Genomic DNA, 21,951 nt, shown 5'->3' on the forward strand with positions numbered 1-21,951 from the left:
AGGAGCTTGGGGGAACCGCTCCGCGCGAACGCAATCCGGCATCGCAACAGGCTTCAGCCAGCGTGACACCCGTCGCGCCGGACAGCCTCCTTGCGCGCCCTGCGCGTCCGCACCGCCCGGCAGGCCCCTTCCGCATCGGTTTCCGCTTCGCCCGCGCCGCGCCCGGCCGGGTCGAAGCAGCAGAACATACGAGAATTCCAGGGAGCAAGGCCCTTCGGGGTCACCATTTCAAGGTGGGTAAAGCATAACATGAAGAAGCATTTCCTGTTGATCACCGTCGCCCCGTTCGCGCTGGCCGCTCCGGCCATGGCGTCGGAAACCACGCCGGTCGCTCCGGCCGTCGCCGGCAAGGACGCCAAGCCCGAGGGCGAGAAGCAGAACGCCCCGGCCGCCAAGAAGACCGAGGAGGTCTTCTCGACCGGCGTCGCCAAGGGCCGCGACCGCCTCGACAGCGCCACCTCGACCAGCGCCCTGCGCGCCAGCGAGATCGACAAGATCGGCGCCCGCTCGATCTCCGAGATCCTGCGCGACATCCCCGGCATCCGCTCGGAAGCATCGACCGGTGAGGGCAGCGCCAACATCACCATCCGCGGCCTGCCGATCGCCTCGACCGGCGCCAAGTTCCTGCAGCTCCAGGAAGACGGCCTGCCCGTGCTCGAATTCGGCGACATCGCGTTCGCGACCGCCGACAGCTTCCTGCGCGCCGACCTGAACCTGGCCGCGGTGGAAGCGATCCGCGGCGGCTCGGCCTCGACCTTCGCGTCGAACTCGCCCGGCGGCATCGTCAACTTCATCTCGAAGACCGGCGACGTCGAAGGCGGCTCGGTCCAGCTCTCGGCCGGCCTCGACTATGGCATGCGCCGCATCGACTTCGACTATGGCGCGAAGATCACCCCGACGCTGCGCTTCCACGTCGGCGGCTTCTACCGCGACGGCGAAGGCCCGCGCGCGACCGGCTTCACCTCGACCCGCGGCGGCCAGATCAAGCTGAACGTCACCAAGGAGTTCGACGGCGGCTATATCCGCTTCTACGCCAAGTATCTGGATGACCGTACGCCCGCGTACGACATCACCCCGATCGCGGTGAGCGGCACCAACGCCGATCCGAAGTACAAGAACATCGCGGGCTATGACGTGCGTCACGACTCGCTGTTCTCGAAGTTCTACCAGACCCAGCTGACCCTGGACGGCAATAACCAGCCGGTGCGCGACGACGTGACCGCCGGCCAGCACCCGATCCAGAAGTCGGTCGGCCTCGAGGCGAAGTTCGACATCGCCGGCTGGGACGTGACCGAGAAGTTCCGCTACTCGAACATGTCCAACCACTATATGGGCATCTACTACACCCAGTTCGTGCCCGCGGCCGCGATGCCGGCGGCATTCGGTGCTCCGGGCGGCACGCTGCGCTATGCCAGCGGCCCGAACACCGGCTCGGTGATCACCAGCCCGTCGACGCTCAACGGCAACGGCCTGGGCGCGCTGATGATGCTCGCCGACACCGACCTGAACGACCTGAGCAACGTCACCAACGACATCCGCGCCAGCAAGGTGTGGAAGCTCGGCGGCAACGACCTGACCACCACGGTCGGCCTCTACAGCTCGCACCAGAACATCGACTCCGACTGGAACTGGGCGACCGTGCTCAGCGGCATCTCGGACAATGGCGATGCCCAGCTGCTCGACGTCGCCACCGCCGGCGGCGTGAAGGTCACCCAGGACGGCACGCTGCGCTATGGCGCGCCGACCCCGGGCCAGTTCCGCCGCGGCTACAAGCTCGGCTACACCACCAATGCGCCCTTCGCCTCGGTGAACCTCAAGATCGGCGGCGTCGCGATCGGCGGCTCGATCCGCTATGACTTCGGCAAGGCCGAAGGCACGGTGTTCGGTGCCGACCTGGGCGGTGGCCGCGTCGGCGTCGCCCCGCGCGACGTCAATGGCGACGGCGTGATCTCGGTGCCGGAGATGGCCGTGGCGATCACCCCCGCCACCCCGGGCGTGGTCGACTACACCTATGGCTATCTGAGCTACTCGGCCGGCATCAACTGGCGCATCGCCGAACCGCTCGCGGTCTTCGCGCGCTACAGCCGCGGCGGCCGTGCCAATGGCGACCGCATCCAGTTCAGCCCGCTGGTCAACCCGAACACCGGTAAGATGGTCGACAAGGACAATGCGGTCGACGTCGTGCACCAGGCCGAGGCGGGCGTTAAGTACCGCAACGAGAACCTGACGCTGAACCTCACCGGCTTCTGGGCCAAGGCCGAGGACAGCAACCTCGACTCGACCACCGGCCTGCCGCTGCTGCGCGACTACAAGGCGATCGGCGCCGAGTTCGAGGGCAGCTACCGCATGGGCATCTTCAGCCTGACCGCGGGTGCGACCTATACCGACGCGGAGATCACGAACGACGTGTTCACCCCGGCGAACAGCGGCAACACGCCGCAGCACCAGGCGAAGCTGATCTACCAGGTGACCCCGCAGATCACGACCGACAAGTTCAGCGTCGGCGCGGTCGTCATCGGGACCACCGGCAGCTGGGCTACCGCCGCGAACACGCTGAAGGTGCCGGGCTACACGACGACCAACGCGTTCGTGCAGTTCCGTCCGCTCGACAAGGTCACGCTGTCGCTCAACGCCGCCAATCTCTTCGACGTCATCGCGATCACAGCGATCGACGACGCGGTGATCCCGGCGGTGGGTGTGGCCCGGGCCCATGTGCTCAACGGCCGCACCATCTCGGCGGCGGTCCGCTTCGACTTCTGATGGGGAAAGGGACCCGGGCGGCGCGAGGGGGCGCGGCCCGGGTCCCGATCCGTATCGGAAGGCCCCCTTTGAGGGTGGCGACACCTGCGGTCGCAAGAGCCGCCACCTGGAAAGGCTAGGAATATATGCTGAAGGCCATGAAGATACCCAGGAAGCTGGGGCTTTCGTTCCTGACGATCTGCGCGACGGCGGCCGTCGTGATGCTGGTGTTCTACTCCAGCATCTCGTCGATTCGCGGCTCGACCGACGCGAACAATCTCAGCCAGTCGATCCACGCCAAGACGCTGACTCTGGAGACCGCGCTGCTGCGCCAGAACAGCCAGATGCGCGGCTTCCTCGTGACCGGCGACGAAACCTATCTCAAGTCGTACAACGAGGGCCGCGAGGACTATGACAAGACTTCGGCGGAGCTCGAGGGGCTGCTGAAGGGCGAGCCCAAGCTGCTCGACGCGCTGCTCAAGTCGCGCGAAGAGACGCTCAAGTGGCGCAAGGACTGGAGCGATCGCTTGATCGCCAAGGTCAAGTCCGGCCAGCGTGACGCGGCCGAGGCGGATGTGCGCGCCGCCGGCAAGGCCGTGCTGACCAGTGCCGCCGTGCTGCCGCTGCGCGACATCAAGGACGCCCAGAATGCGCTGATCGAGAAGAACGGCGCGAGCCAGGAATCCGCGATCGGCACGGCGCTGTGGGTCCTCGCCCTCGGCGCGCTCGCGCTGATCGGCATCGCCGTCACGCTCGCGGTGATGCTCACCCGGCTGATCGCGGCCCCGGTCTCGGGCCTCACCCGGACGATGGCGGATCTCGCCGCCGGCCGGAACGACATCGCGGTGCCGGACACGGATCGCGGCGACGAGCTGGGCGACATGGCTCGCGCCGTGCTGGTGTTCCGCGACGCGGCGGTCGCCAAGCAGGCGTCCGACGCCGCCAATGCCAAGGCGGAAGCCGAGCAGAAGATGGTCGTCGAGACCGTCTCGGCGCATCTCTCCGAGCTCGCCGGCGGCAATCTCACCGCCGAGATCACCCAGGCCTTCCCGGGCGACTATGAAGCGGTAAAGACCAACTTCAACGCCGCCGTGGGCGAACTGCGCAGCCTGATTGCCTCGGTGATGGAATCGACCCAGTCGATCAACACCGGCTCGAACGAGATCGCCCAGGCCTCGGAAGATCTCGCCCGCCGCACCGAAGCCAATGCCGCCAGCCTCGAGGAGACGGCTGCCGCGGTGACCCAGATGAACGGCCGCCTGCGCGCGACTGCCGATGCGGCCAACCGCACCGTCTCGCGCGCCGACGAGACGATCGCCACGGTCACCAACGGCCGCGAGACCGCGGACGAGGCGATGCAGGCGATGAACCGGGTCAGCGACAGTGCCAAGGGCATCGACAGCGTCATCGAAGGGCTCGACAAGATCGCCTTCCAGACGCGCGTGCTTGCGATGAACGCGGCGGTCGAAGCCGGCCGTGCCGGCGAGGCGGGCCGTGGCTTCGCCGTGGTCGCCGACCTGGTCTCCGCCCTGGCGATGCGTGCCGAGGAAGAGGCCGGCCGCGCCCGCGACCAGCTGACCGCGACCCAGACCGACATCGTGTCGGCGGTCGAGGCAGTGCAGAAGGTCGATGGCGCCCTGGCCGACATCTCGACCGGCGTCGGCGAGGTCCACTCGCTGCTCGGCGAGATGGCGACCGACAACCAGGCCCAGGCCACCGCGATCAGCGAGGTCAGCACGGCGATCGGCGCGATGGACCAGTCGACCCAGCAGAATGCGGCGATGGTCGAGGAAACCTCGGCGGCGGCGCGTCACCTCGCCAGCGAAGTGACCACGCTCTCCGAGCAGGCCCGTCGTTTCAACGTCGGCGGAGCCGGCCATGGCGGCAGCCGCAAGCCGGCGCGTGGCGGGTTCGACATCGCGGCCAGGCCGCTGCCGGCCGCGGCGATCCCGGCGCTGGTCCGCCCGACCAACGGTGCCGCGCTCGACGACTGGCAGTCCTTCTGACCACAACCGGCCCGGAGGCGTCATGCCGCCGGGCCGGACCTTTTCGTACCTGCATGTCTCCGCTCCTCTCAGGGGCGGCAAGGAAAACAGAATGAACATGATGGTGCCCAATGCCGCCGCGGGGGAGCTCCACCGCCAGGCCCGGGTCGCACGGCGGCTCGGCTCGCCCTTCGTCGCATCGGTGCTCGAGGCCGGGCATCGCCAGCTCTTCCTTGCGCCGCGCACCTCCGCGCTGATCGCCGGCTGGCCGCGTGATCCCTCCTCCTCGGCGCTGGCGATGCGCTTCAATGCCGCGCTGCATGCGCTGGCGCGGCGCGGCGAACCGGCCGCCCTGCGCGCGCTCTATGCCCGCGAGCATGACGATTATGACGGCGCGATCGGTGCCGCCCTCGCCGCCTCGGACGATTTCATCGCCCATTGGATGCAGGATACGCCGCAGACCAACGAAGTCGGCCGCGCCGCCGCGATCGGTGCCGCGCTGATGGTGGTGCGCCGCAAGTTCGACCTGCCCTTCGAGCTGCTCGAGCTGGGCTCGAGCTGCGGGCTCAACCTCAACCTCGCGCGCTATGGCTATGACCTGGGCGGCGTGCTGGCAGGCGACATGGAGTCGCCGGTGCACGTCATGCCGTTATGGACCGGCCCGGCCCCCTTCCCGGCCCCGATCGACGTGGCGGCGGCGCGCGGGGTCGATCTCAACCCGCTTGATGCCGGCGATGCGGCGACGCGCGAGCGGCTGCTCTCCTATGTCTGGGCCGACCAGCCCGGCCGCGCGCGCCGGCTCGAGCGTGCGCTCGACCTGGCGCTGAGCCACCCGCCGCGGATCGACCGGCAGGACGCCGCCTCCTGGCTGGTCGAGCGCCTGGCCGAGCCGCAGGGTGCGGGCCGCTGCCGCGTCGTCTTCCACTCGATGGTGCTGCAATATCTGAGCGGCGAGGATCGCGGGACGGTGCTGCGTGCGATCCACGGCGCCGGCGCTCGCGCCACCGCCGAGCGTCCTTTGGCCTGGATCGGCTTCGAATGGACGCCGACACGTAGCGAGGTGCACCTGACCCTCACCTGCTGGCCGAGCGGAGAGACGCGCAGGCTCGCGACCTGCCACGCCTATGGCAACTGGATAGACTGGCTGGGTTGAGTGGGTGTCCGGGGGATCAGTCCCCCGGCATCGCCTTCCACAGCGCGGAAGCGACCCCGCCTCCGCCTACGCTGACCGGCGAGGTATCCGACTTCCCGTCGATCTTGAGAACCAGCATGGTGCTCAGCGCCGAACGGCGAAAACGCGGCTTCCTGTGGTCGGAAAGCGTATCGTACACCGCCCAGCTGCCCCCACGCGCGCTGGTGGCATTCTCGCTGTTCTCCACCACCGCGAGGTGCCAGTCCCGCGCCGCCTTCATCTCGGCGACCGAAGTGCCGGATTGCAGCCGCACCGGGGGCTGCGAAACGGTTGCAGTGGACAGATCGGGACGTTCGAGGCCGCGATAGGCGATCGGAACGAAGGTTGCAGGCCGGGCAACCGCGACCTTGCGGCCGGGCGCCGTCGGACGCACCCCGCCATCGGCGGCGAGCATCGCCTTCACGTTCGGGACGATCGGCAGGTCCTTGTCGCCAGCCATTACCGTCGTGGGCGCGGCACATGCCGCCGCGCAAAGCAGCAGACCCTTGAGCATCACCAGTTTCCCCAGCAGGTGAAGTTGGCCAAAGATGTCTTAGTTTGAACACAAGCGCAATCGCCCCGCGCCTCCTTTCGGCGCGTGGTGCCATCGTTATGCCGTAAGTGTCTCGAAAGCTTCGGGAGTAAGCGAGGTCTGGAATTCGAGGCCCGCCTCGAAATCGTTCGACCAGACCACGCGAGCCGCGACATGCCCCACATTGGGCAGCGCCAGCCAGATCATCGAATTGGCGCGGACTTCGGAATAGGTCTGGATTCGCGCGCCGTGCAGCGACACGTCCACCACCTTGCAGAGCGCGCGGTCCAGTCCGCCGCGGCCGATCTTCGCGTCGAGCGAAACCGGCGCACGCATGGAACGCCGCCGGCCCAGTTCCTCGGCCGGTTCGAATTCCGCTGCGAATGCTCGTGCTGCGCTTGCCATGCCCGACAAGCTAGCCTCGGCTGGCTAACGGCGCGTTAACGAGGTAACGCGCCGAAAGCCCACCAGAATTTTACTTCTTGCCGAGGTTGAGGCCGCCGAAGCGCTTGTTGAAGCGCGCGACCTGGCCACCCTGATCGAGAAGACGCTGCGAACCGCCGGTCCAGGCCGGGTGCGCCAGCGGGTCGATGTCGAGGGTCATCGTGTCGCCTTCCTTGCCCCAGGTGGAGCGGGTCTCGTACACGGTGCCGTCGGTCATCTGCACCTTGATCATGTGGTAGTCGGGGTGGGTATCTTTCTTCACGTCGAATTCCTTGCAAAGCCACCGGTTTCCGACCGGCAGAGGAGGCGCGCGCCTAGCAGAGACGAAGCCGCTAGGCAACGGCCAAGCCTCAATATAGGCTGACAGGACGCAACCGGGAGCAACGTCGTGGACAGCTTTCCCAAGATCGCCCGCCCCTGCCCCGTCGCAGACCGGCTGGATACGGTGATGGACGGCGACTTCTGCCGCGAATGCAGCAAGCGGGTGACTGACCTCGATCCGCTCGGCGATGCGCAACGGCTCCGTACCCTGGCCACCGCGCAGGGCGAGCTATGCGTTTCCTATCGTCGCCCGGCCGGGAAAGCAGTGATCGCCGTGGCGGCGCTGGCGGCAAGCATCGCGGCGCTCCCCGCCGCGGCACAGGAAGCGCCCGCCGCGCAGGTCGCACCATCGGATGTGTCGATGGATGAGATCGTGGTTGGTGGTGCGCCGATACTCACACGGTCCGAACGCATACGCTATCTGCGTGAGGCACGCCGGCTCGAACGGCAGGAGAAAGCCGCCGAACGCCGGGCGGAGCGTGCCAGAAACCGGAACCCGAGACCATCGGACTAGCCGGACGCCGGACAGCAGAACGCCGGCGAGACGGGGTCACCCCATCCGCCGGCGTCTGGCTCAATGCAATCGCCGATCAGGCCGCAGGCGGATCCGCGATCATCGCGGTGAACTCGCACTCGGTGGCGACTTCACCGTTCAGCAGCGCCTTGCCAGCGAACTTGCAGACGCGCGACCGCTTCTGGATGAACTCGACCTCGAGGCGGAGCAGCACGCCGGGCTCGACCGGCTTGCGGAACTTCACCCCGTCGATCGACATGAAATAGACGAGCTTGCCCGATCCGGCGAGGCCGAGACTCTCGACCGCGAGCACACCCGCCGCCTGCGCCAGCGCCTCCACCTGGAGGACGCCGGGCATGATCGGCCTTCCGGGGAAATGCCCCTGGAAGAATTCCTCGTTCATCGAGACCGCCTTGATAGCGGCGATTCGCTGGTCCGGGACCAGCTCCTCGACGCGATCGACGAGCAGCATCGGGTAACGATGCGGCAGCGCCGCCATCACCCGCTTGATGTCAAGCGGGCCGATGTCGACGGCTGCCGTTGCTTCCTCGCTCACCGCGGCTCAGCGGGCTTCTTGGCGCCGGCAGCGGCAGGCGCAGGCGCGGCTGCAGCCGGAGCGGCACCGGCAGCGCGCTGCTGCTGGGCAGCGGCCTGATAGGCACGGACCTGCTCGATCTGGGCGAGCTGCTGCTGCAGCGCCAGCGTCTCGCGGGCGGGCTGCCAGTCGGCCGGCGGCTGGATGCTCACGGTCGGCGTCGCCTTGTCGAGCTCGGCGGTGATCGCGTCGCTGATGTCGGCCGAATCGGGTGCGTACATGAACACTTCCGGCGACAGCACCACGCCGATCTTGCGGGCGGTGACGACGCGCAGCTGGGCCGGCTCATACTGGCGCAGGATCGACTCGATCGCGAACAGCTCGGCGCGGGCGGCCGGGTTGCTCAGCTTCTGGACGTCGGTGTTCGCAGCGTTCTGGAGCGCGGCGATCTTGTCGAGCACCGGGTTCTTGGCAGTCTGGGCCGCCTTGAGCTCGTTGTCGTCGACCTTCTTGTCCTTGTTGGTGTCGAGCTGGGCGAGAAGCGGCTCGGCTTCCTTCTGCGCGGCCTGGCGGCGCGCGTTGATCTGCTCGAAGGCGGTCTTGTAGGTCGTCTGGATCTGCTGCTGGGCAGCATTGAACGCCTTGGAAGCATCGATCACGCGGACCGGGCTGGCGGTGGCAATGCCGTTGACCTGTGCGTGCGCGGGAGCCGCGACGACAAGCGCGGCGGGCGCCGCGAGCAGCGCGGCGAAGATGCGCTTCTTGGTAATCATCAGAATTGAGTCCCTACGTTGAAGGTTACAAGCTTGGTGTCGTCGCCCTTGGCGTGGAGCAACGTCTTGGCCACGTCGATACGCAGCGGGCCGAAGGGCGAATTCCAGTTCACGCCGAAGCCGATCGACAGGCGCGGCGAGGCGCTGTCGCCCACATAGCGCTCGTAGAAGGGCGTGATCGGAGAATTGGCGATGGCGTTGATCGAGGTGCCGACGCACGGCGCGGTCGCGCTGGCGGCGTAACCGACCTTACAGGTCGTGTAGAAGCCCGAATAGGTCGGGTCGGACCCGCTCACGATGTAGAGCTGGTTGCCCGAACCGTCCTTCAGGAAATTGTCCTTGGGCAGCAGCGTCGGCGAACCGTCCTGGTTGAACAGCAGCTTGCCGCTGGCGTCCTTGGCCTGGGCGAACTCGATCGTCTTGCCCGGACGGGTGATGTTGAACAGGCTGCCCGCCATGACGAAGATCGACGGACGCAGGCCCATCTCGGCCGCACCGGCGCCCAGCGGGATCTCGAGCTCGGCCTTGGTCAGGTAGTAAGCCTTGCCGCCGATCGCATCGTCGATGATCTGGTCGCGGTCGGTAACCAGCAGCTGGGTGCCCGCGGTGGGATCGCCGGTATAGTTGATGCGCTGGACGCGCGGGCCGACGCCGCGGATGTCGAAGCCGCGGAACTGCGGCTCGCCCAGGTAGAAGCGGTCGGTGATGCGCACCGGATCGATGCCCGCGCCGCGGCTCTTCTCCAGGCTGTGGATATAGCCGCCCTCGACCGACAGCGAGGCGATGAAGCCGCTGCCGACATTCCAGTACTTGTCGCCGTCGAAGCGCGCACGCAGGTAGCGCACGTCGCCGCCGACGCCGGCGAAGTCGCCGCTCAGCGACAGCCGCTGACCGCGCGACGGGCGCAGGCGGCTGTTGAGGCTGTCATAGGTCAGCGTCACGCCGACCAGCGAGGTGATGCGGTTGCCCACGGCCTCGCAATAATAGCGGCCCGCCTTCAGCGGATCGCAGACGCCGTCGGTGTAGAAGCTCGTCTTGTCGAGCGTCACATCGTCCTGGGCGAGGTAGTAGCGGCCCGACAGCGTCCAATATTCGGTCAGCGGCACGCCTGCGACGACCTGGAAGCCGGTCGAGACCTGGCTGTAGGTGGTCGAGCGATCCGAGCCGATATAGTTGAACGCGTTATAGTCGCGGCGGAAGATCGTGCCGCCCAGCGCGATGTTCTTGTCGAACAGATAGGGCTCGGTGAAGCCCAGCTCGACCGACTTCGAATAGCTCGAATAGTCGACCGAGGCGGAGACCGTCTGGCCCATGCCGCGGAAGTTGCGCTGGCGGATCGACGCCTGGAGAATGAACTGCTCGAGGCTCGAGAAGCCGGCGGACAGCGTCAGTTCGCCGTTCGCGCGCTCTTCGACATTGGCCTTGAGCACGATGCGGTCCGGCGCCGAGCCTTCGGCGCGCTCGATCTCGAACTTGTCCTGGAAATAGCCGAGCGAGTTGATGCGGTCCTGCGAGCGCTTGACCAGGAAGGTGTTGAAGGCATCGCCCTCGGCCACGCGGAACTCGCGGCGGATCACCTTGTCCTGGGTCTGGCGGTTGCCGGTGATGTCGATGCGCTCGATGTACGTGCGGTTCGCCTCGGCGATGTGGAAATTCATCCCCATCGTCAGCGATTCCTTGTCGCGCTGGAAGTCGGGGCGGACATCGGCGAACGCGTAGCCGGCGATACCGGCGGTCTCGCTCAGCTGCTCGACCGTGTCTTCCACGGCCTTCGCATTGTACCAGTCGCCTTCCTTGATGCTCAGCGCGGCGGCGAGCTTCTTGTCGTCGAAGTCGCGGATCGCGCTGTCGACGGTGACCGGACCGAACTTGTAGCGCGGGCCTTCCTCCACCACGTAGGTGATGATGAAGTCCTTCTTGTCCGGGGTCAGCTCGGCCACGGCCGAGATCACGCGGAAATCGGCATAGCCGTTGGTCAGGTAGAACTGGCGCAGCTTCTGCTGGTCATAGGCCAGGCGATCCTGGTCGTAGCTCGTGTTCGAGCTCATCAGGTGCATCAGGCTGGCGGTCTTGGTCGCCATCTCGCTGCGCAGCTTGCCGTCCGAGAACACCTCGTTGCCGATGATGTTGATCTGGCGGACCTTGGACTTCGGGCCCTCATGGACCTCGAAGATCACGTCGACGCGGTTCTGGTCGAGGCTGACCATCTTCGGCTCGACCACGGCGGCGAAGCGGCCCTGGCGGCGATAGAGCTCGACGATGCGCGCGACGTCGGCGCGGACCGCGGTGCGGGTGAAGATCTGGCGCGGCGCCAGCTTCACTTCCTTCTTGATCTTGTCTTCCTTGAGCCGCTTGTTGCCCTCGTAGATCACGCGGTTGATCACCGGGTTCTCGCGGATGCGGATCACCAGGTCGCCGGTCTCGACGCCTTCGATCGTCACGTCGGCGAGCAGCTCGGAAGCGAGCAGGTCCTTGATAGCCTGGTCGATCGTCTCGTTGGTATAGGCATCGCCCACGCGCAGGCGGGTGTAGCTCATCACCGTTTCCGGCTCGATGCGCTGCGAGCCCTGCACGCGGATCGACTTGATCGTCCGTGCTGCAGGTACCGGCACCGCGGGAGCGGGCGCGGCCTGGGCTGCCGGGGGCGTAGCCGCCGGAGCCGTCTGGGGCGCGGTCTGCGCGACTGCCATGCCCGAGAGCATCGTGCTCGCGAGAAGGGTCGTCGCCGTGGCGCGCGCGCCGATTTTCGTTGCCTTGATCGCAGTCACCATCCCACCCCAGTCGGAATCAAAATACCGGCCGTCAGCCACGCGGCTTGCACCGCCCTGCACGAACCACATCAGCCGATCAACCCGGCCAGATTTCTCCACACGCCGAACGTGCCGAGGTCATTGAACGTAACGAACAGCATGAGCGCGAGAATTGCGACCAAACCGCCCCGGTACGCCCACTCCATAACCTGCGGCTCCACCGGGCGGCGGCGGACGGCTTCTACTGCGTAGAACAGCAGATGGCCGCCATCCAGCACCGGAACTGGCAACAGGTTGATGAATCCCAGATTAATGGAGATCAGCGCGATCAGATAGACCAATTGGACCGGTCCCATTGCGAGAAACTCGCCCGAGACCTTGGCGATCTTGAGGGGGCCGCCCAGTTCGGTCACCGGGATGCGTCCCAGGATGATCCGCTGCAGCCCCTCGATCGTGGTCCGCACGATCCCGATCGTCTGCGAAATCCCCTCGCCCGGCGCTTCCCAGAGCGCCACGGGCCTGACTTCCGACGCGCCGCGCCCAATGCCCAGCACGCCGCGATGCGTGATGTTACCGAACCGGTCCTTCTCGGTCAGCGAGCCGATCGTCGCGCTGGTCCGCAGGGTCTGGCCGCCGCGCTGATACTCGACCGTCACCGTCTCGCCCGAGCGGAGCATGGCGAACCTGCCGATATCGATGAAGTCCCCGACCTGGCGCCCGTCGAGCGCGACGATCCGGTCACCGGCCTTGAGGCCCGAGCGCTCGGCCGCGCTCCCCGGCGCGACGCTGGCGATCACCGGCGGCGTCACCACCTTGCCATAGCCGACCGCAAAGGTGCTGAGGATCGCGATCGCGACCAGGAAGTTCATGATCGGGCCGGCGGCGACGATGATCGCGCGCTGCCACAGCGCCTTGGCCTGGAAGGTCTGCGCCCGCTCTCTGGCCGGTAGCGAAAGCCATTCGGGCGAAGGCTGGCTGGCCGGGTTCATGTCGCCGGCGAAGCGGACATAGCCGCCGAGCGGCAGCCAGCCGAACTTCCAGCGGGTGCCGCGCCTGTCGGTGAAGCCGGCGATCTCGCGGCCGAAGCCGATCGAGAATTCCTCGGCCTTCACGCCGAACCACCGCCCGGCGAGGTAATGGCCGAGCTCGTGCAGGAACACGAGCGGCCCGAGCACCAGCACGAAGGCGAGTATGGTGACCAGGATGCCGGGAGTTTGAATCAAGCGACGCCGTCCTTCACACGCTCGCCCGCGATCCGCCTAGCCTCGGCGTCGATTGCCCAAACGGCTTCGAGGCTTTCCGGAGCGACCGGGTCATAGCGGTCAAGCGTATCGGCAGAGATTGCGGCAATTTCAAGAAAGTTGAGCCGGCCCGAAAGGAAGGCCGCTACCGCCACTTCATTGGCCGCATTGAGGATCGCCGGACGGGCACCGCCCGCCTCCAGCGCCTCGCGCGCCAGCCGCAACGCCGGGAAACGCACCGGATCGGGCGCCTCGAAGTCCAGCCTTGCCATTGCCACAAAGTCGAGCGGCGGCATCGGCGTCGCCATCCGGTCGGGCCAGGCCAGCGTATGGGCGATCGGCACGCGCATGTCGGACGGGCCCATCTGGGCCAGCACCGAACCGTCGACATATTCCACCATCGAGTGGATAACCGACTGGCGATGCACGAGAATCTCCAGCGCATCGTTCGCCACCGGAAACAGCCGCGCCGCCTCGATCAGCTCGAGGCCCTTGTTCATCATCGTCGCCGAATCGACCGAGATCTTGGCGCCCATCGACCAGTTGGGATGCGCGCAGGCCTGGGCCGGCGTCACGCCGCGCATCGCTTCCAGGTCCCAGTCGCGGAACGGGCCGCCGCTCGCGGTCAGGATGATCCGCCGCACGCGTTCCGGCCGCTCGAAATCGAAGCACTGGTAGATCGCATTGTGCTCCGAATCGGCGGGCAGGATCGTGGCGCCGTGGCGTCGTGCCGCCGCGGTGACCAGATCGCCGGCCGAGACCAGCGGCTCCTTGTTGGCGAGCACCACCGTGCCGCCCCGCTCCACCGCCGCCATCGCCGAGCCGAGCCCGGCGAGGCCGACGATCGCTGCCATCGTCCAGTCGGCACCCATCCGCGCCGCCTCGCACACCGCCTGCGGGCCACCGGCAGCGGTGATCCCCGTCCCCGCCAGCCGCTCGCGCAGCGCCGGCAGGCAGCTCTCGTCGGCGACCACGGCGTGGCGCGCATTGGTGCGGATCGCCGCCGCGGCGAGCTTCTCGACATCGCAATTGGCGGTGAGCGCAACCACTTCGAATCGCTCGGGTTCGCGCTCGATCAGGTCGAGCGTCGAGCTGCCCACCGATCCGGTGGCGCCCAATATCGTCACGCTTTTCATCGGACGAGCCAGAGCACCAGCAGGGCAGCCACCGGCGCGCTCGCGACCAGCCCGTCGAGCCGGTCGAGCACGCCGCCATGGCCGGGCAGCAGATTGCCCGAATCCTTGACACCGGCACAGCGCTTGAGATGGCTCTCGAACAGGTCGCCGAGCTGCGCCAGCACGGCGAGGACCGGCGTCGCCCAGGCCAGCGCCACGGGCAGGTCGAACAACCAGACCAGCGCGAAGGCGAACAGTGTCGCACCCGCCACGCCGCCCAGGAATCCCGCCCAGGTCTTGTTCGGGCTGATCGCCGGGGCAAGCTTCGGCCCGCCGATCGCGCGGCCGGCGAAATAGGCGGCGCTGTCGCACGCCCACACCAGCGCCATCGCCCAGAAGGTCAGCAACAGGCCCTGCACGGGCTGCTCGCGGATCGTCACCAGCGCCAGCACCGGCAGGCCGACATAGAAGGCGCCCAGCGCGAGCTGCCCGCCCTTGGCGACGATCGCCAGGAAGAAGAACACGCCGATGATCAGGCCGAGCGCCAGGAACTCCTGTCCCACGCTGCCCAGCTCGGGCGCCAGCCCCGGCAGCATCGCCGCCAGCGGCACCGAGATCGCATATTGAGCGAGCCTTTTGCCCTTGAGATTGGCGCCGGCGAGCATCGCCCACTCGCCCATCATCAGCACGCCGATCACGCTGACCACCATCCAGAAGCCCACGCCCCCGGAATAGAGCGCGGCAAAGGCCAGGCCGATCAAAACGAAGGCGACGCCCAGCCTGGTGGCGAGCTCGGAACCGGTCTTGCTCACAGGCCCCCGAAGCGGCGCTGGCGGCGGCCATATTGGTCGAGCGCGTCGGCAAGCGCCTTTTCGTCGAAGTCCGGCCACAGCGTGTCGGTGAACAGGAATTCGGCATAGGCCGCCTGCCACAGCAGGAAGTTCGACAGGCGCTGCTCGCCCGAGGTGCGGATCAGCAGGTCGAGTGGCGGCAGGTCGCCCGTGTCGAGCGCCGCCTCGAACGCCTTCTCGTCGATCGCAGCGGGATCGATCTCGCCCGCCTTCGCCTTCTCGGCCAGCATCCGCGCCGCCTCGGCCAGCTCGGCCTGGGCGCCATAGTTGAGCGCGATCACCAAAGTCGGCCCGGGATTGTTGGCGGTGCGCGCGATCGCACCGTCGATCATCGCGACCAGGTCGGGCGACAGCTTGCGCCACGCGCCGATGATCCGCAGCTTCACGCCCTCGGAGACCAGCTCGTCCAGCTCGCTCGCCAGGAAGTGGCGGAGCAGGCCCATCAGGTCCCGCACCTCCTCTTCCGGCCGCCGCCAATTCTCCGAGGAGAAGGCGTAGAGCGTCAGCACCTCGATCCCGAGCTTGCGCGCGGCGCGGCTGATCCGCCGCACCGCCTCGACGCCCTGCTTGTGCCCGGCGATGCGCGGCAGCAGGCGCTTTTTCGCCCAGCGGCCATTGCCGTCCATGATGATGGCAACATGGCGCGGGGGCGCGGCGCCTTCCGACGCGGGAGCGGGCTTAGCGGCCATCGAAAGCGCCACTGACGTCATTCCGGCAAGCAACAGACAGGGCGTGGGCCGGGTTCACTTGCCGAGGATTTCCTTTTCCTTGGCCGCCGCCGCCGCATCGATCTCGGCGATCGTGCTGTCGGTCAGCTTCTGCACCTCGGTCTCGTGGCGCTTGCGCTCGTCTTCCGAAAAGACGCCCTTCTTCTCGTCGGTCTTCAGGCTGTCATTGCCGTCACGGCGCACGTTGCGCGCGGCGATGCGGGCCGCCTCGGCATATTTGCTGGCGAGCTTGGCGAGCTCCTTGCGGCGCTCCTCGGTCAGGTCCGGGATCGGCAGGCGCAGCGTCTGGCCGTCGGTGATCGGGTTGAGGCCGAGGCCGGCCGAGCGGATCGCCTTCTCGACGGGACCGACATTGGACTTGTCCCACACCGTCACCGAGAGCAGGCGCGGCTCGGGCGCCGCGACCGTCGCCACCTGGCTGATCGGCATATGCGCACCGTACACCTCGACGGTCACCGGATCGAGCAACGTGGTGCTCGCCCGGCCCGTGCGCAGGCCCTGCAGGTCATGCTTCAGCGACTCCACCGCGCCGTTCATGCGGCGCTCGAGGTCGGCCTTGTCGTAAGCGGCCATTATCGGCTCCTTCTTATGCGAATTGGGTTTCGTTCTGGACGATCGTCGAGGTGCCCTCGCCGCGCAGCACGCGGGTCAGGTTGCCCGCGTCGCGGATGTTGAACACGACGATCGGGATGTTGTTGTCGCGGCAAAGGGCCACGGCAGAGGCGTCCATCACCTTCAGATCGTCTGCGAGGACGCGGTTGTAATCCAGCGTATCGTAACGCTTTGCGCTCGGCACCTTCTTGGGGTCGGCATCATAGACGCCATCGACCGAGGTGCCCTTGAACAGCGCGTCGCACTGCATCTCGGCCGCGCGCAGCGCCGCGGTGGTGTCGGTGGTGAAGAACGGCAGGCCGGTGCCGGCCGCGAACAGCACGACGCGGCCCTTCTCCATATGGCGCTCGGCACGGCGGCGGATGTACGGCTCGCACACCGAAGCCATCGGGATCGCGGACTGGACGCGCGTGTCCACGCCGATCTTCTCGAGCGCGTTCTGCATCGCCAGCGCGTTCATCACCGTCGCGAGCATGCCCATGTAATCGGCCGAAGCGCGGTCAAAGCCCTGCGCAGCGCCTGCCAGCCCGCGGAAGATGTTGCCGCCGCCGACGACCATGCAGATCTCGAGGCCGCTTTCCTTGGCGTCCTTCACTTCGAGCGCCACGCGCTCGCAGGTGTCCGGATCGATGCCGAACTGCCCCTGCCCCATCAGGACCTCGCCCGAGAGTTTGAGGAGGATGCGTTTGAATCGGGGAGCGGTCATCGGAGCCTTTGGTTACTACGGATACTGGGAGCGGCGCGGACCCTAGAGGAGCGCGCACAAAGGGACAAGCGGGCGCACGGCCTATTTGCCGCGCGCCTTGCCGTGACAACGGTAACAGCTGTGGATGATGCCAGAGTACTTTCCAGTTCCCCGGCGAAAGCCGGGGAACAAGGTGGCCTCAGTCCTTCGGCGAAACCGCAGGCGCCAGATAGACCAGCCCCGGCGCATCGCTGACGAAGCGGTCCAGCACACCGTCCGAAACCTTTATCGGCCCCTCGGGGCGGGTGGCGCCGGGGATCGAGCGAATCGCCGCGGCCTTCTTCGCCAGCTCAGCCGCAGCGGCGAAGGAGAGCATTGCACCCGGCTGGCCGGCGCGGGCAGCGGTCAGGCCGTCCACCGTCAGGCGCAGCGCCCGGCCCCAGAGCTCGGCGGCGTCGAGCCACGGCCCGGCCTCGCGGACGAAGCCCGGCATGACCACACCGGCGCGGATCCGGTCGGGTGCTGCCGTCAGGGCGTCGGCAGCGTCACCGAGCGCGCCGAGCGACCTGGCGATCGCATGCGGATCATTGTCCGCCAGCGCGTCGCGCGCGGTGTCGATCAGCGCCTTGAGCTTCGGGGCCTGGGGCTGCCAGGGCTGATGGCCGAAGGTCGGCGCGACATGCTGGGTGTCGAAGAAGGTGAGCAGCGCCTCGGCCGTCCCGGCATCGCCGCCGGCCAAATAGAACGCCGCCGCGCGCCAGGTGCGCTGGGCATCGTAATTGCGGTCGTTCCACGAAAAGGCCAGCACGCCGGCCACCGCAGGGCGGCTCGCCACTTCCTGGTTCATCGGATTGGAGACGATGCCGCCCAGCTCGGTCGAAAGCCCGGCCTGGCGTCGGTCATAGGGCGCCAGCAGCAGCCGCCCGGCGGTCTCGCCATAATCGTTCACCGGGTAATTGTCCCAGAGCAGGGTCTTGCGGCCGAACGCCTTGGTCGCGCTCTTGGCATCGGCGACCGAGATCGCGGCGGGCACCGTATCGGTCCCGGTCCATTGCACCACCACACGCGGATCCAGCGCCTTGCGCAGCTCCGCCTTGTAGGGCGATTCGGTGGTGTTGTAATATTCGGTCGGCACCATGGTCAGCGAGCCATGGCCGGCCGCAGCCAGGTCGCCCTGGACCGCGTTGAGCAGGCTGGCCTGCGCCGCCGCCGCCGCCTTCTGGCCGGGCTTGCCGAACTCGGCCTCGTCGGCCGGGCAGTTCCACTTGGTATATTCGATGTCGTCGAGCGCGACATAGAAGCTGCGCACGCCCAGCCCGCGCAGCGCGGCGAACTTGCGGCGCACCGCGTCCAGCTCCTTCGGATCGCTGTAGCAGATCGTCGGCCCGGGCGAGATCGCATAGACGAAATTGACATGCTCGCGATTGGCGACGTCCACCACCTTGCCGAGCGCCTGCAGCGTGTCGGCGGGATAGGCCTCGCGCCACTTGTCGCGGGCGAACACATCGTCCTTCGGGCTGTAGATATAGGTGTTGGCCTTGAACCGGGCGAGGAACGCGATGTGGTCCTCCCGCTCGGCCATCGACCAGGGCTTGCCATAGAAGCCCTCGATCGTGCCGCGCACCGGCATCGCCGGATAATCGGAGACAGTGACCGAGGACGCGCGCCCGCGCGCCACGATCTGCCGGAAGCTCTGCGCGGCATGGTAGAGGCCGTCCCAGTCCCTGCCCGCCAGCACCAACAGCGCACCGCCGTCGCTCGCCTGGCTGGCCAGCGCATAGCCCTCGTCCTGCTCGGGCACCGACGCGCCCGTCCGGGCCAGCGCATCGCGAACGGGCGCCGCATCGCCCACGCCGATCACCACATAGGTCGCGTCGAGCCGCTTCGGCAGCGCCGCCGCAACCCGAATATCACGCACGCCGGCGGTGACTAGGACCTCGCGGACCAGCTTCTCGGTCGCCGCATCCACGCCCTTCGCCCGCACGAGCACTACCGTCTCACCCAGCGCGAAGTCCGGTCCAGTCAGCCGCATCGCCGCCGGCGTCGGGAAGATCGCCGGCGCGGTCGAGACCTGCGCGAGCGCGGGCATCGCGCTCCCCATTGCCAGAGCCAGCACGGCACCCCGCCCCATGACGACACCAACGTGAAGGGAACGGGACATGCGCATGAACAAGGCTCCTGCCGATAGTGGTATTAGATTGGTAGGAAACCAAGCGAACATTGTCGAGAGGGTCGATGCCCCGGCGGCAGCCGGGCGATGCCCGGAAACGCAAACGGGCGCTGCCACCCTGGGGTGACAGCGCCCGCGCATTCAGGTCCGGGAAGACCTTACTTGGTGAGACCAGCGGTCGCAGCCACTTCGGCGGCGAAGTCGCTCTCTTCCTTCTCGATGCCTTCGCCGAGCTGGAAGCGGACATAGTCCTTCAGCACGATCGAGGCACCGGCGTCCTTGCCAGCCTTGGCGATGACGTCGGCGACCGGGGTCTTGCCGTCCATCACGAAGAGCTGGGTGAGGAGCGCGTTCTCCTTCTTGAACTTCTCGATCGGCCCGTTGAGGATCTTCTCCGCAACCTCGGCCGACTTGCCGACGATCTTGTCGGCGTTCTTCTCGCGCAGGATCGCGGCCTCGCGCTCGACCAGCTCCGGATCGAGATCCTCGACCGACAGCGCCAGCGGGAAGGCAGCGGCGATGTGCATCGCGATCTGCTTGCCGAGCGGCTCGAGCACGTCGGCAGCGGCGTCCGACTCGAGCGCGACGAGCACGCCGATCTTGCCCAGGCCCGGGGCCGCGGCGTTGTGGACGTACGGGATCACCGCGCCGTTGGCGACTTCGACCTTCTTGGCGCGGCGGAGAACCTGGTTCTCGCCGATCGTCGAGATGTTGTTGGTCAGCACTTCCTCGACGGTGCCGGCCGGCAGCGGAGCCGCCTTGATCGTCTCGAGATCGTCGCCCAGCTCGAGCGCGACCGAGGTCACGTCACGAACGAAGGTCTGGAAGATCTCGTTCTTGGCGACGAAGTCGGTCTGCGAGTTGACTTCGACGGCCACGCCCTTGGTGCCCGAGACTTCGAGGCCGACCAGGCCTTCAGCGGCGGTGCGGCTCGACTTCTTGGCAGCGGCGGCGAGGCCCTTGGTGCGCAGCCAGTCGACTGCGGCTTCCATGTCGCCATTGGTCTCGGCCAGCGCCTTCTTGCAGTCCATCATGCCGGCGCCGCTCTTCTCGCGGAGTTCCTTCACGGCTGCTGCGGTGATCTCGGCCATGTTCAATTCCTCTAGCTGGCAGCCGGGGCGTAGCCCGGCCATCTATGTAAAACCCGTTCGCCCTGCGCTTGTCGAAGGTCCGTTCTCTCTTGCCGGGCGCCGGAAGGAAGACGGTGCTTCGACAAACGCAGCACGAACGGGAGAAAGGATCGGCGCCTTCGAACTGACGGCCGCCTAGTGCGCGCCTATGTCAGTTCGAAGACAGCCAGTTTCAACTTACGCGTCGATCTGACGCTCGCCCTCGACGGCCTGCTCCGAAACCTCGGTCAGGGCCGGCTCGACCGGAGCGACTTCCTGGGCGCCCAGGTCGACGCCGAAGCTCGCCTGACGGTCCTGGTTGCCGCGGGTCGCCGCGATGGCGATCGCTTCGCAGTACAGGCGGATGGCGCGCGAGGCGTCGTCGTTCGCCGGAACCGGGAAGGCGATGCCGTCCGGGCTGACGTTCGAGTCGAGGATCGCGACGACGGGGATGCCAAGGGTGTTGGCTTCCTTGATCGCCAGCTCTTCCTTGTTCGCGTCGATCACGAACATCACGTCGGGCAGGCCGCCCATGTCGCGGATGCCGCCGAGCGAGAGCTCGAGCTTGTCGCGCTCACGGGTGAGCTGCAGCACTTCCTTCTTGGTCAGGCCGTGCGTGTCGCCCGAGAGCTGCTCTTCGAGCGTCTTGAGGCGCTTGATCGACTGCGAGATGGTCTTCCAGTTGGTGAGCATGCCGCCCAGCCAGCGGTGGTTGACGAAGTGCTGGTTCGCGCGGCGGGCTGCCTCGGCGATCGGCTCCTGCGCCTGGCGCTTGGTGCCGACGAACAGGACCTTGCCGCCGGCGGCGACGGTCGAGTTCACGAACTCGAGAGCGCGCGCGAAGAGCGGCACGGTCTGCGAGAGGTCGATGATGTGAACGCCGTTGCGCTCGCCGAAGATGTAGGGCTTCATCTTCGGGTTCCAGCGGTGGGTCTGGTGACCGAAGTGCGCGCCCGATTCGAGCAGCTGCTGCAGGGTGACGACAGGTGCCGCCATAGGGATAACTCCTTCCGGTTGTTCCTCTGGGAAGCGAGTGACCGAACGGCGTTCGGCACCGGGTTATGATGCTTCCCATGCGGGGTTGAGGCGGCGCCCTTACGCGAAGGCGCCGCGAAGTGCAAGGGTGCGTGGCCGCGTCTTCCCAGCCCCCGCTTTCAACCAGGCGGCGTCAGTAGAAGCAGATCAAGTAGCGCCCGTCCGGCTCGCCTTCCTTCACGAAACGCCCCTCGAAGGTGGAGAAGTCGACGCTGTAGAGACCCCAGGCCCGCTTGTCGTTCATGCGGATATAGCAGCCCTTGTCGGGCTCGTCGCAATTGATGCGCGCCGCATCGGCCGCATGCGCCGCCCGCACCGCCGCCGCATAGGCGGAAGGCGCGCGCGGCAGGCGGATATGGAGCCAGCCGGTGTCCCGGTTGGTGTACAGGCCCTGCACCGGGTCGCCCTGGAAGCGCAGGTTGCCGGCATCGAAGGAAAGCGTCCCGCCCGGCGCCTCGCCATTCTGCTTGAGCTTCGAGATCAGCGTGCTCGCCTCCAGCTTGGTTGCCGGGCAGCTCTGCAGGTTGATCGCCTGCGCCGCGGCGACATCGGTGTAGAGCATCGCAACACCCGTGATCGCCGCCAGAATCTTCAGTCGCATGGAATCCACCCCTCCCATTTTGGCCGGGATGCTAGGGGCA

General features: G+C 67.2%; 20 protein-coding genes. 4 read left to right on the forward strand and 16 right to left on the reverse strand.

Annotated elements, in window-relative coordinates; all coding sequences use genetic code 11:
- Positions 1-249: 249 nt before the first annotated feature.
- From ACEN8G_RS10155 to ACEN8G_RS10165, 3 genes are all read left to right on the forward strand, one after another.
- Positions 250-2,760 carry a TonB-dependent receptor domain-containing protein gene (locus tag ACEN8G_RS10155; RefSeq protein WP_413413977.1) on the forward strand — a complete coding sequence of 837 codons (2,511 nt, stop codon included), beginning with the start codon at positions 250-252 and terminating at the stop codon, positions 2,758-2,760.
- Positions 2,761-2,885: 125 nt separating this feature from the next.
- Positions 2,886-4,745 (forward strand): methyl-accepting chemotaxis protein, encoded by a 1,860-nt coding sequence (locus tag ACEN8G_RS10160; RefSeq protein ID WP_413413978.1) that lies wholly within the window; start codon positions 2,886-2,888, stop codon positions 4,743-4,745.
- 91 nt (positions 4,746-4,836) lie between these two features.
- On the forward strand, positions 4,837-5,877 hold the full coding sequence (locus ACEN8G_RS10165; protein WP_413413979.1) for a DUF2332 domain-containing protein: 1,041 nt from the start codon (positions 4,837-4,839) through the stop codon (positions 5,875-5,877).
- A 16-nt stretch (positions 5,878-5,893) separates the two neighbouring features.
- On the opposite strand, the gene ACEN8G_RS10170 is transcribed toward ACEN8G_RS10165, so the two are convergent.
- The 3 genes from ACEN8G_RS10170 to rpmE all read right to left on the reverse strand — a co-directional run bounded on the left by ACEN8G_RS10170 (position 5,894) and on the right by rpmE (position 7,133).
- A complete protein-coding gene (locus tag ACEN8G_RS10170; RefSeq protein ID WP_413413980.1) occupies positions 5,894-6,409 on the reverse strand; it encodes a hypothetical protein in 516 nt (171 codons plus the stop codon).
- Positions 6,410-6,505: 96 nt separating this feature from the next.
- Positions 6,506-6,763 (reverse strand): PilZ domain-containing protein, encoded by a 258-nt coding sequence (locus ACEN8G_RS10175; RefSeq protein WP_413413981.1) that lies wholly within the window; start codon positions 6,761-6,763, stop codon positions 6,506-6,508.
- Positions 6,764-6,902: 139 nt separating this feature from the next.
- Positions 6,903-7,133, reverse strand: coding sequence for a 50S ribosomal protein L31 (gene rpmE, locus ACEN8G_RS10180; protein ID WP_086130097.1), 231 nt, complete (start codon positions 7,131-7,133; stop codon positions 6,903-6,905).
- Positions 7,134-7,259: 126 nt separating this feature from the next.
- Between rpmE and ACEN8G_RS10185 the strand changes: the two genes are divergently transcribed.
- Entirely contained in the window at positions 7,260-7,706 is a 447-nt protein-coding gene (locus ACEN8G_RS10185; RefSeq protein WP_413413982.1) for a hypothetical protein, read from the forward strand.
- 76 nt (positions 7,707-7,782) lie between these two features.
- Here ACEN8G_RS10185 and fabZ read toward each other — a convergent pair whose 3' ends face one another.
- From fabZ to ACEN8G_RS10250, 13 genes are all read right to left on the reverse strand, one after another.
- The gene (fabZ, locus tag ACEN8G_RS10190; RefSeq protein WP_307119021.1) at positions 7,783-8,262 is read right to left on the reverse strand and encodes a 3-hydroxyacyl-ACP dehydratase FabZ; all 480 of its coding nucleotides are present in this window, start codon (positions 8,260-8,262) and stop codon (positions 7,783-7,785) included.
- Entirely contained in the window at positions 8,259-9,014 is a 756-nt protein-coding gene (locus ACEN8G_RS10195; RefSeq protein WP_413413983.1) for an OmpH family outer membrane protein, read from the reverse strand. Before ACEN8G_RS10195 ends, fabZ begins: the two co-directional genes overlap by 4 nt.
- On the reverse strand, positions 9,014-11,785 hold the full coding sequence (gene bamA, locus ACEN8G_RS10200; RefSeq protein ID WP_413413984.1) for an outer membrane protein assembly factor BamA: 2,772 nt from the start codon (positions 11,783-11,785) through the stop codon (positions 9,014-9,016). The genes ACEN8G_RS10195 and bamA overlap by 1 nt, the downstream gene beginning before the upstream one ends.
- A 68-nt stretch (positions 11,786-11,853) precedes the next feature.
- A complete protein-coding gene (locus ACEN8G_RS10205; RefSeq protein ID WP_413413985.1) occupies positions 11,854-12,987 on the reverse strand; it encodes a M50 family metallopeptidase in 1,134 nt (377 codons plus the stop codon).
- A complete protein-coding gene (gene dxr, locus ACEN8G_RS10210) occupies positions 12,984-14,141 on the reverse strand; it encodes a 1-deoxy-D-xylulose-5-phosphate reductoisomerase (protein ID WP_413413986.1) in 1,158 nt (385 codons plus the stop codon). The genes ACEN8G_RS10205 and dxr overlap by 4 nt, the downstream gene beginning before the upstream one ends.
- Positions 14,138-14,932, reverse strand: a complete 795-nt coding sequence (locus tag ACEN8G_RS10215; protein ID WP_413413987.1) for a phosphatidate cytidylyltransferase — start codon at positions 14,930-14,932, stop codon at positions 14,138-14,140. Before ACEN8G_RS10215 ends, dxr begins: the two co-directional genes overlap by 4 nt.
- Complete coding sequence (locus ACEN8G_RS10220; RefSeq protein WP_413413988.1) at positions 14,929-15,660, reverse strand: isoprenyl transferase; 732 nt, start codon at positions 15,658-15,660, stop codon at positions 14,929-14,931. The genes ACEN8G_RS10215 and ACEN8G_RS10220 overlap by 4 nt, the downstream gene beginning before the upstream one ends.
- Before the next feature lie 54 nt (positions 15,661-15,714).
- Positions 15,715-16,272: a ribosome recycling factor gene (frr, locus tag ACEN8G_RS10225; RefSeq protein ID WP_413413989.1), complete on the reverse strand. Its 558-nt coding sequence runs from the start codon at positions 16,270-16,272 to the stop codon at positions 15,715-15,717.
- Positions 16,273-16,285: 13 nt separating this feature from the next.
- Complete coding sequence (gene pyrH / locus ACEN8G_RS10230; protein WP_413413990.1) at positions 16,286-17,017, reverse strand: UMP kinase; 732 nt, start codon at positions 17,015-17,017, stop codon at positions 16,286-16,288.
- Between the two features lie 178 nt (positions 17,018-17,195).
- The gene (locus ACEN8G_RS10235) at positions 17,196-19,085 is read right to left on the reverse strand and encodes a beta-N-acetylhexosaminidase family protein (RefSeq protein ID WP_413413991.1); all 1,890 of its coding nucleotides are present in this window, start codon (positions 19,083-19,085) and stop codon (positions 17,196-17,198) included.
- Between the two features lie 239 nt (positions 19,086-19,324).
- Positions 19,325-20,257, reverse strand: coding sequence for a translation elongation factor Ts (gene tsf, locus ACEN8G_RS10240; protein ID WP_307119011.1), 933 nt, complete (start codon positions 20,255-20,257; stop codon positions 19,325-19,327).
- 216 nt (positions 20,258-20,473) lie between these two features.
- Complete coding sequence (gene rpsB, locus ACEN8G_RS10245) at positions 20,474-21,271, reverse strand: 30S ribosomal protein S2 (protein ID WP_307119010.1); 798 nt, start codon at positions 21,269-21,271, stop codon at positions 20,474-20,476.
- Positions 21,272-21,443: 172 nt separating this feature from the next.
- Positions 21,444-21,911, reverse strand: coding sequence for a hypothetical protein (locus tag ACEN8G_RS10250; protein WP_413413992.1), 468 nt, complete (start codon positions 21,909-21,911; stop codon positions 21,444-21,446).
- Between the last annotated feature and the right edge of the window lie 40 nt (positions 21,912-21,951).

The organism is Sphingomonas sp. Sphisp66, from assembly GCF_047324325.1.
Taxonomy (GTDB): domain Bacteria; phylum Pseudomonadota; class Alphaproteobacteria; order Sphingomonadales; family Sphingomonadaceae; genus Sphingomonas.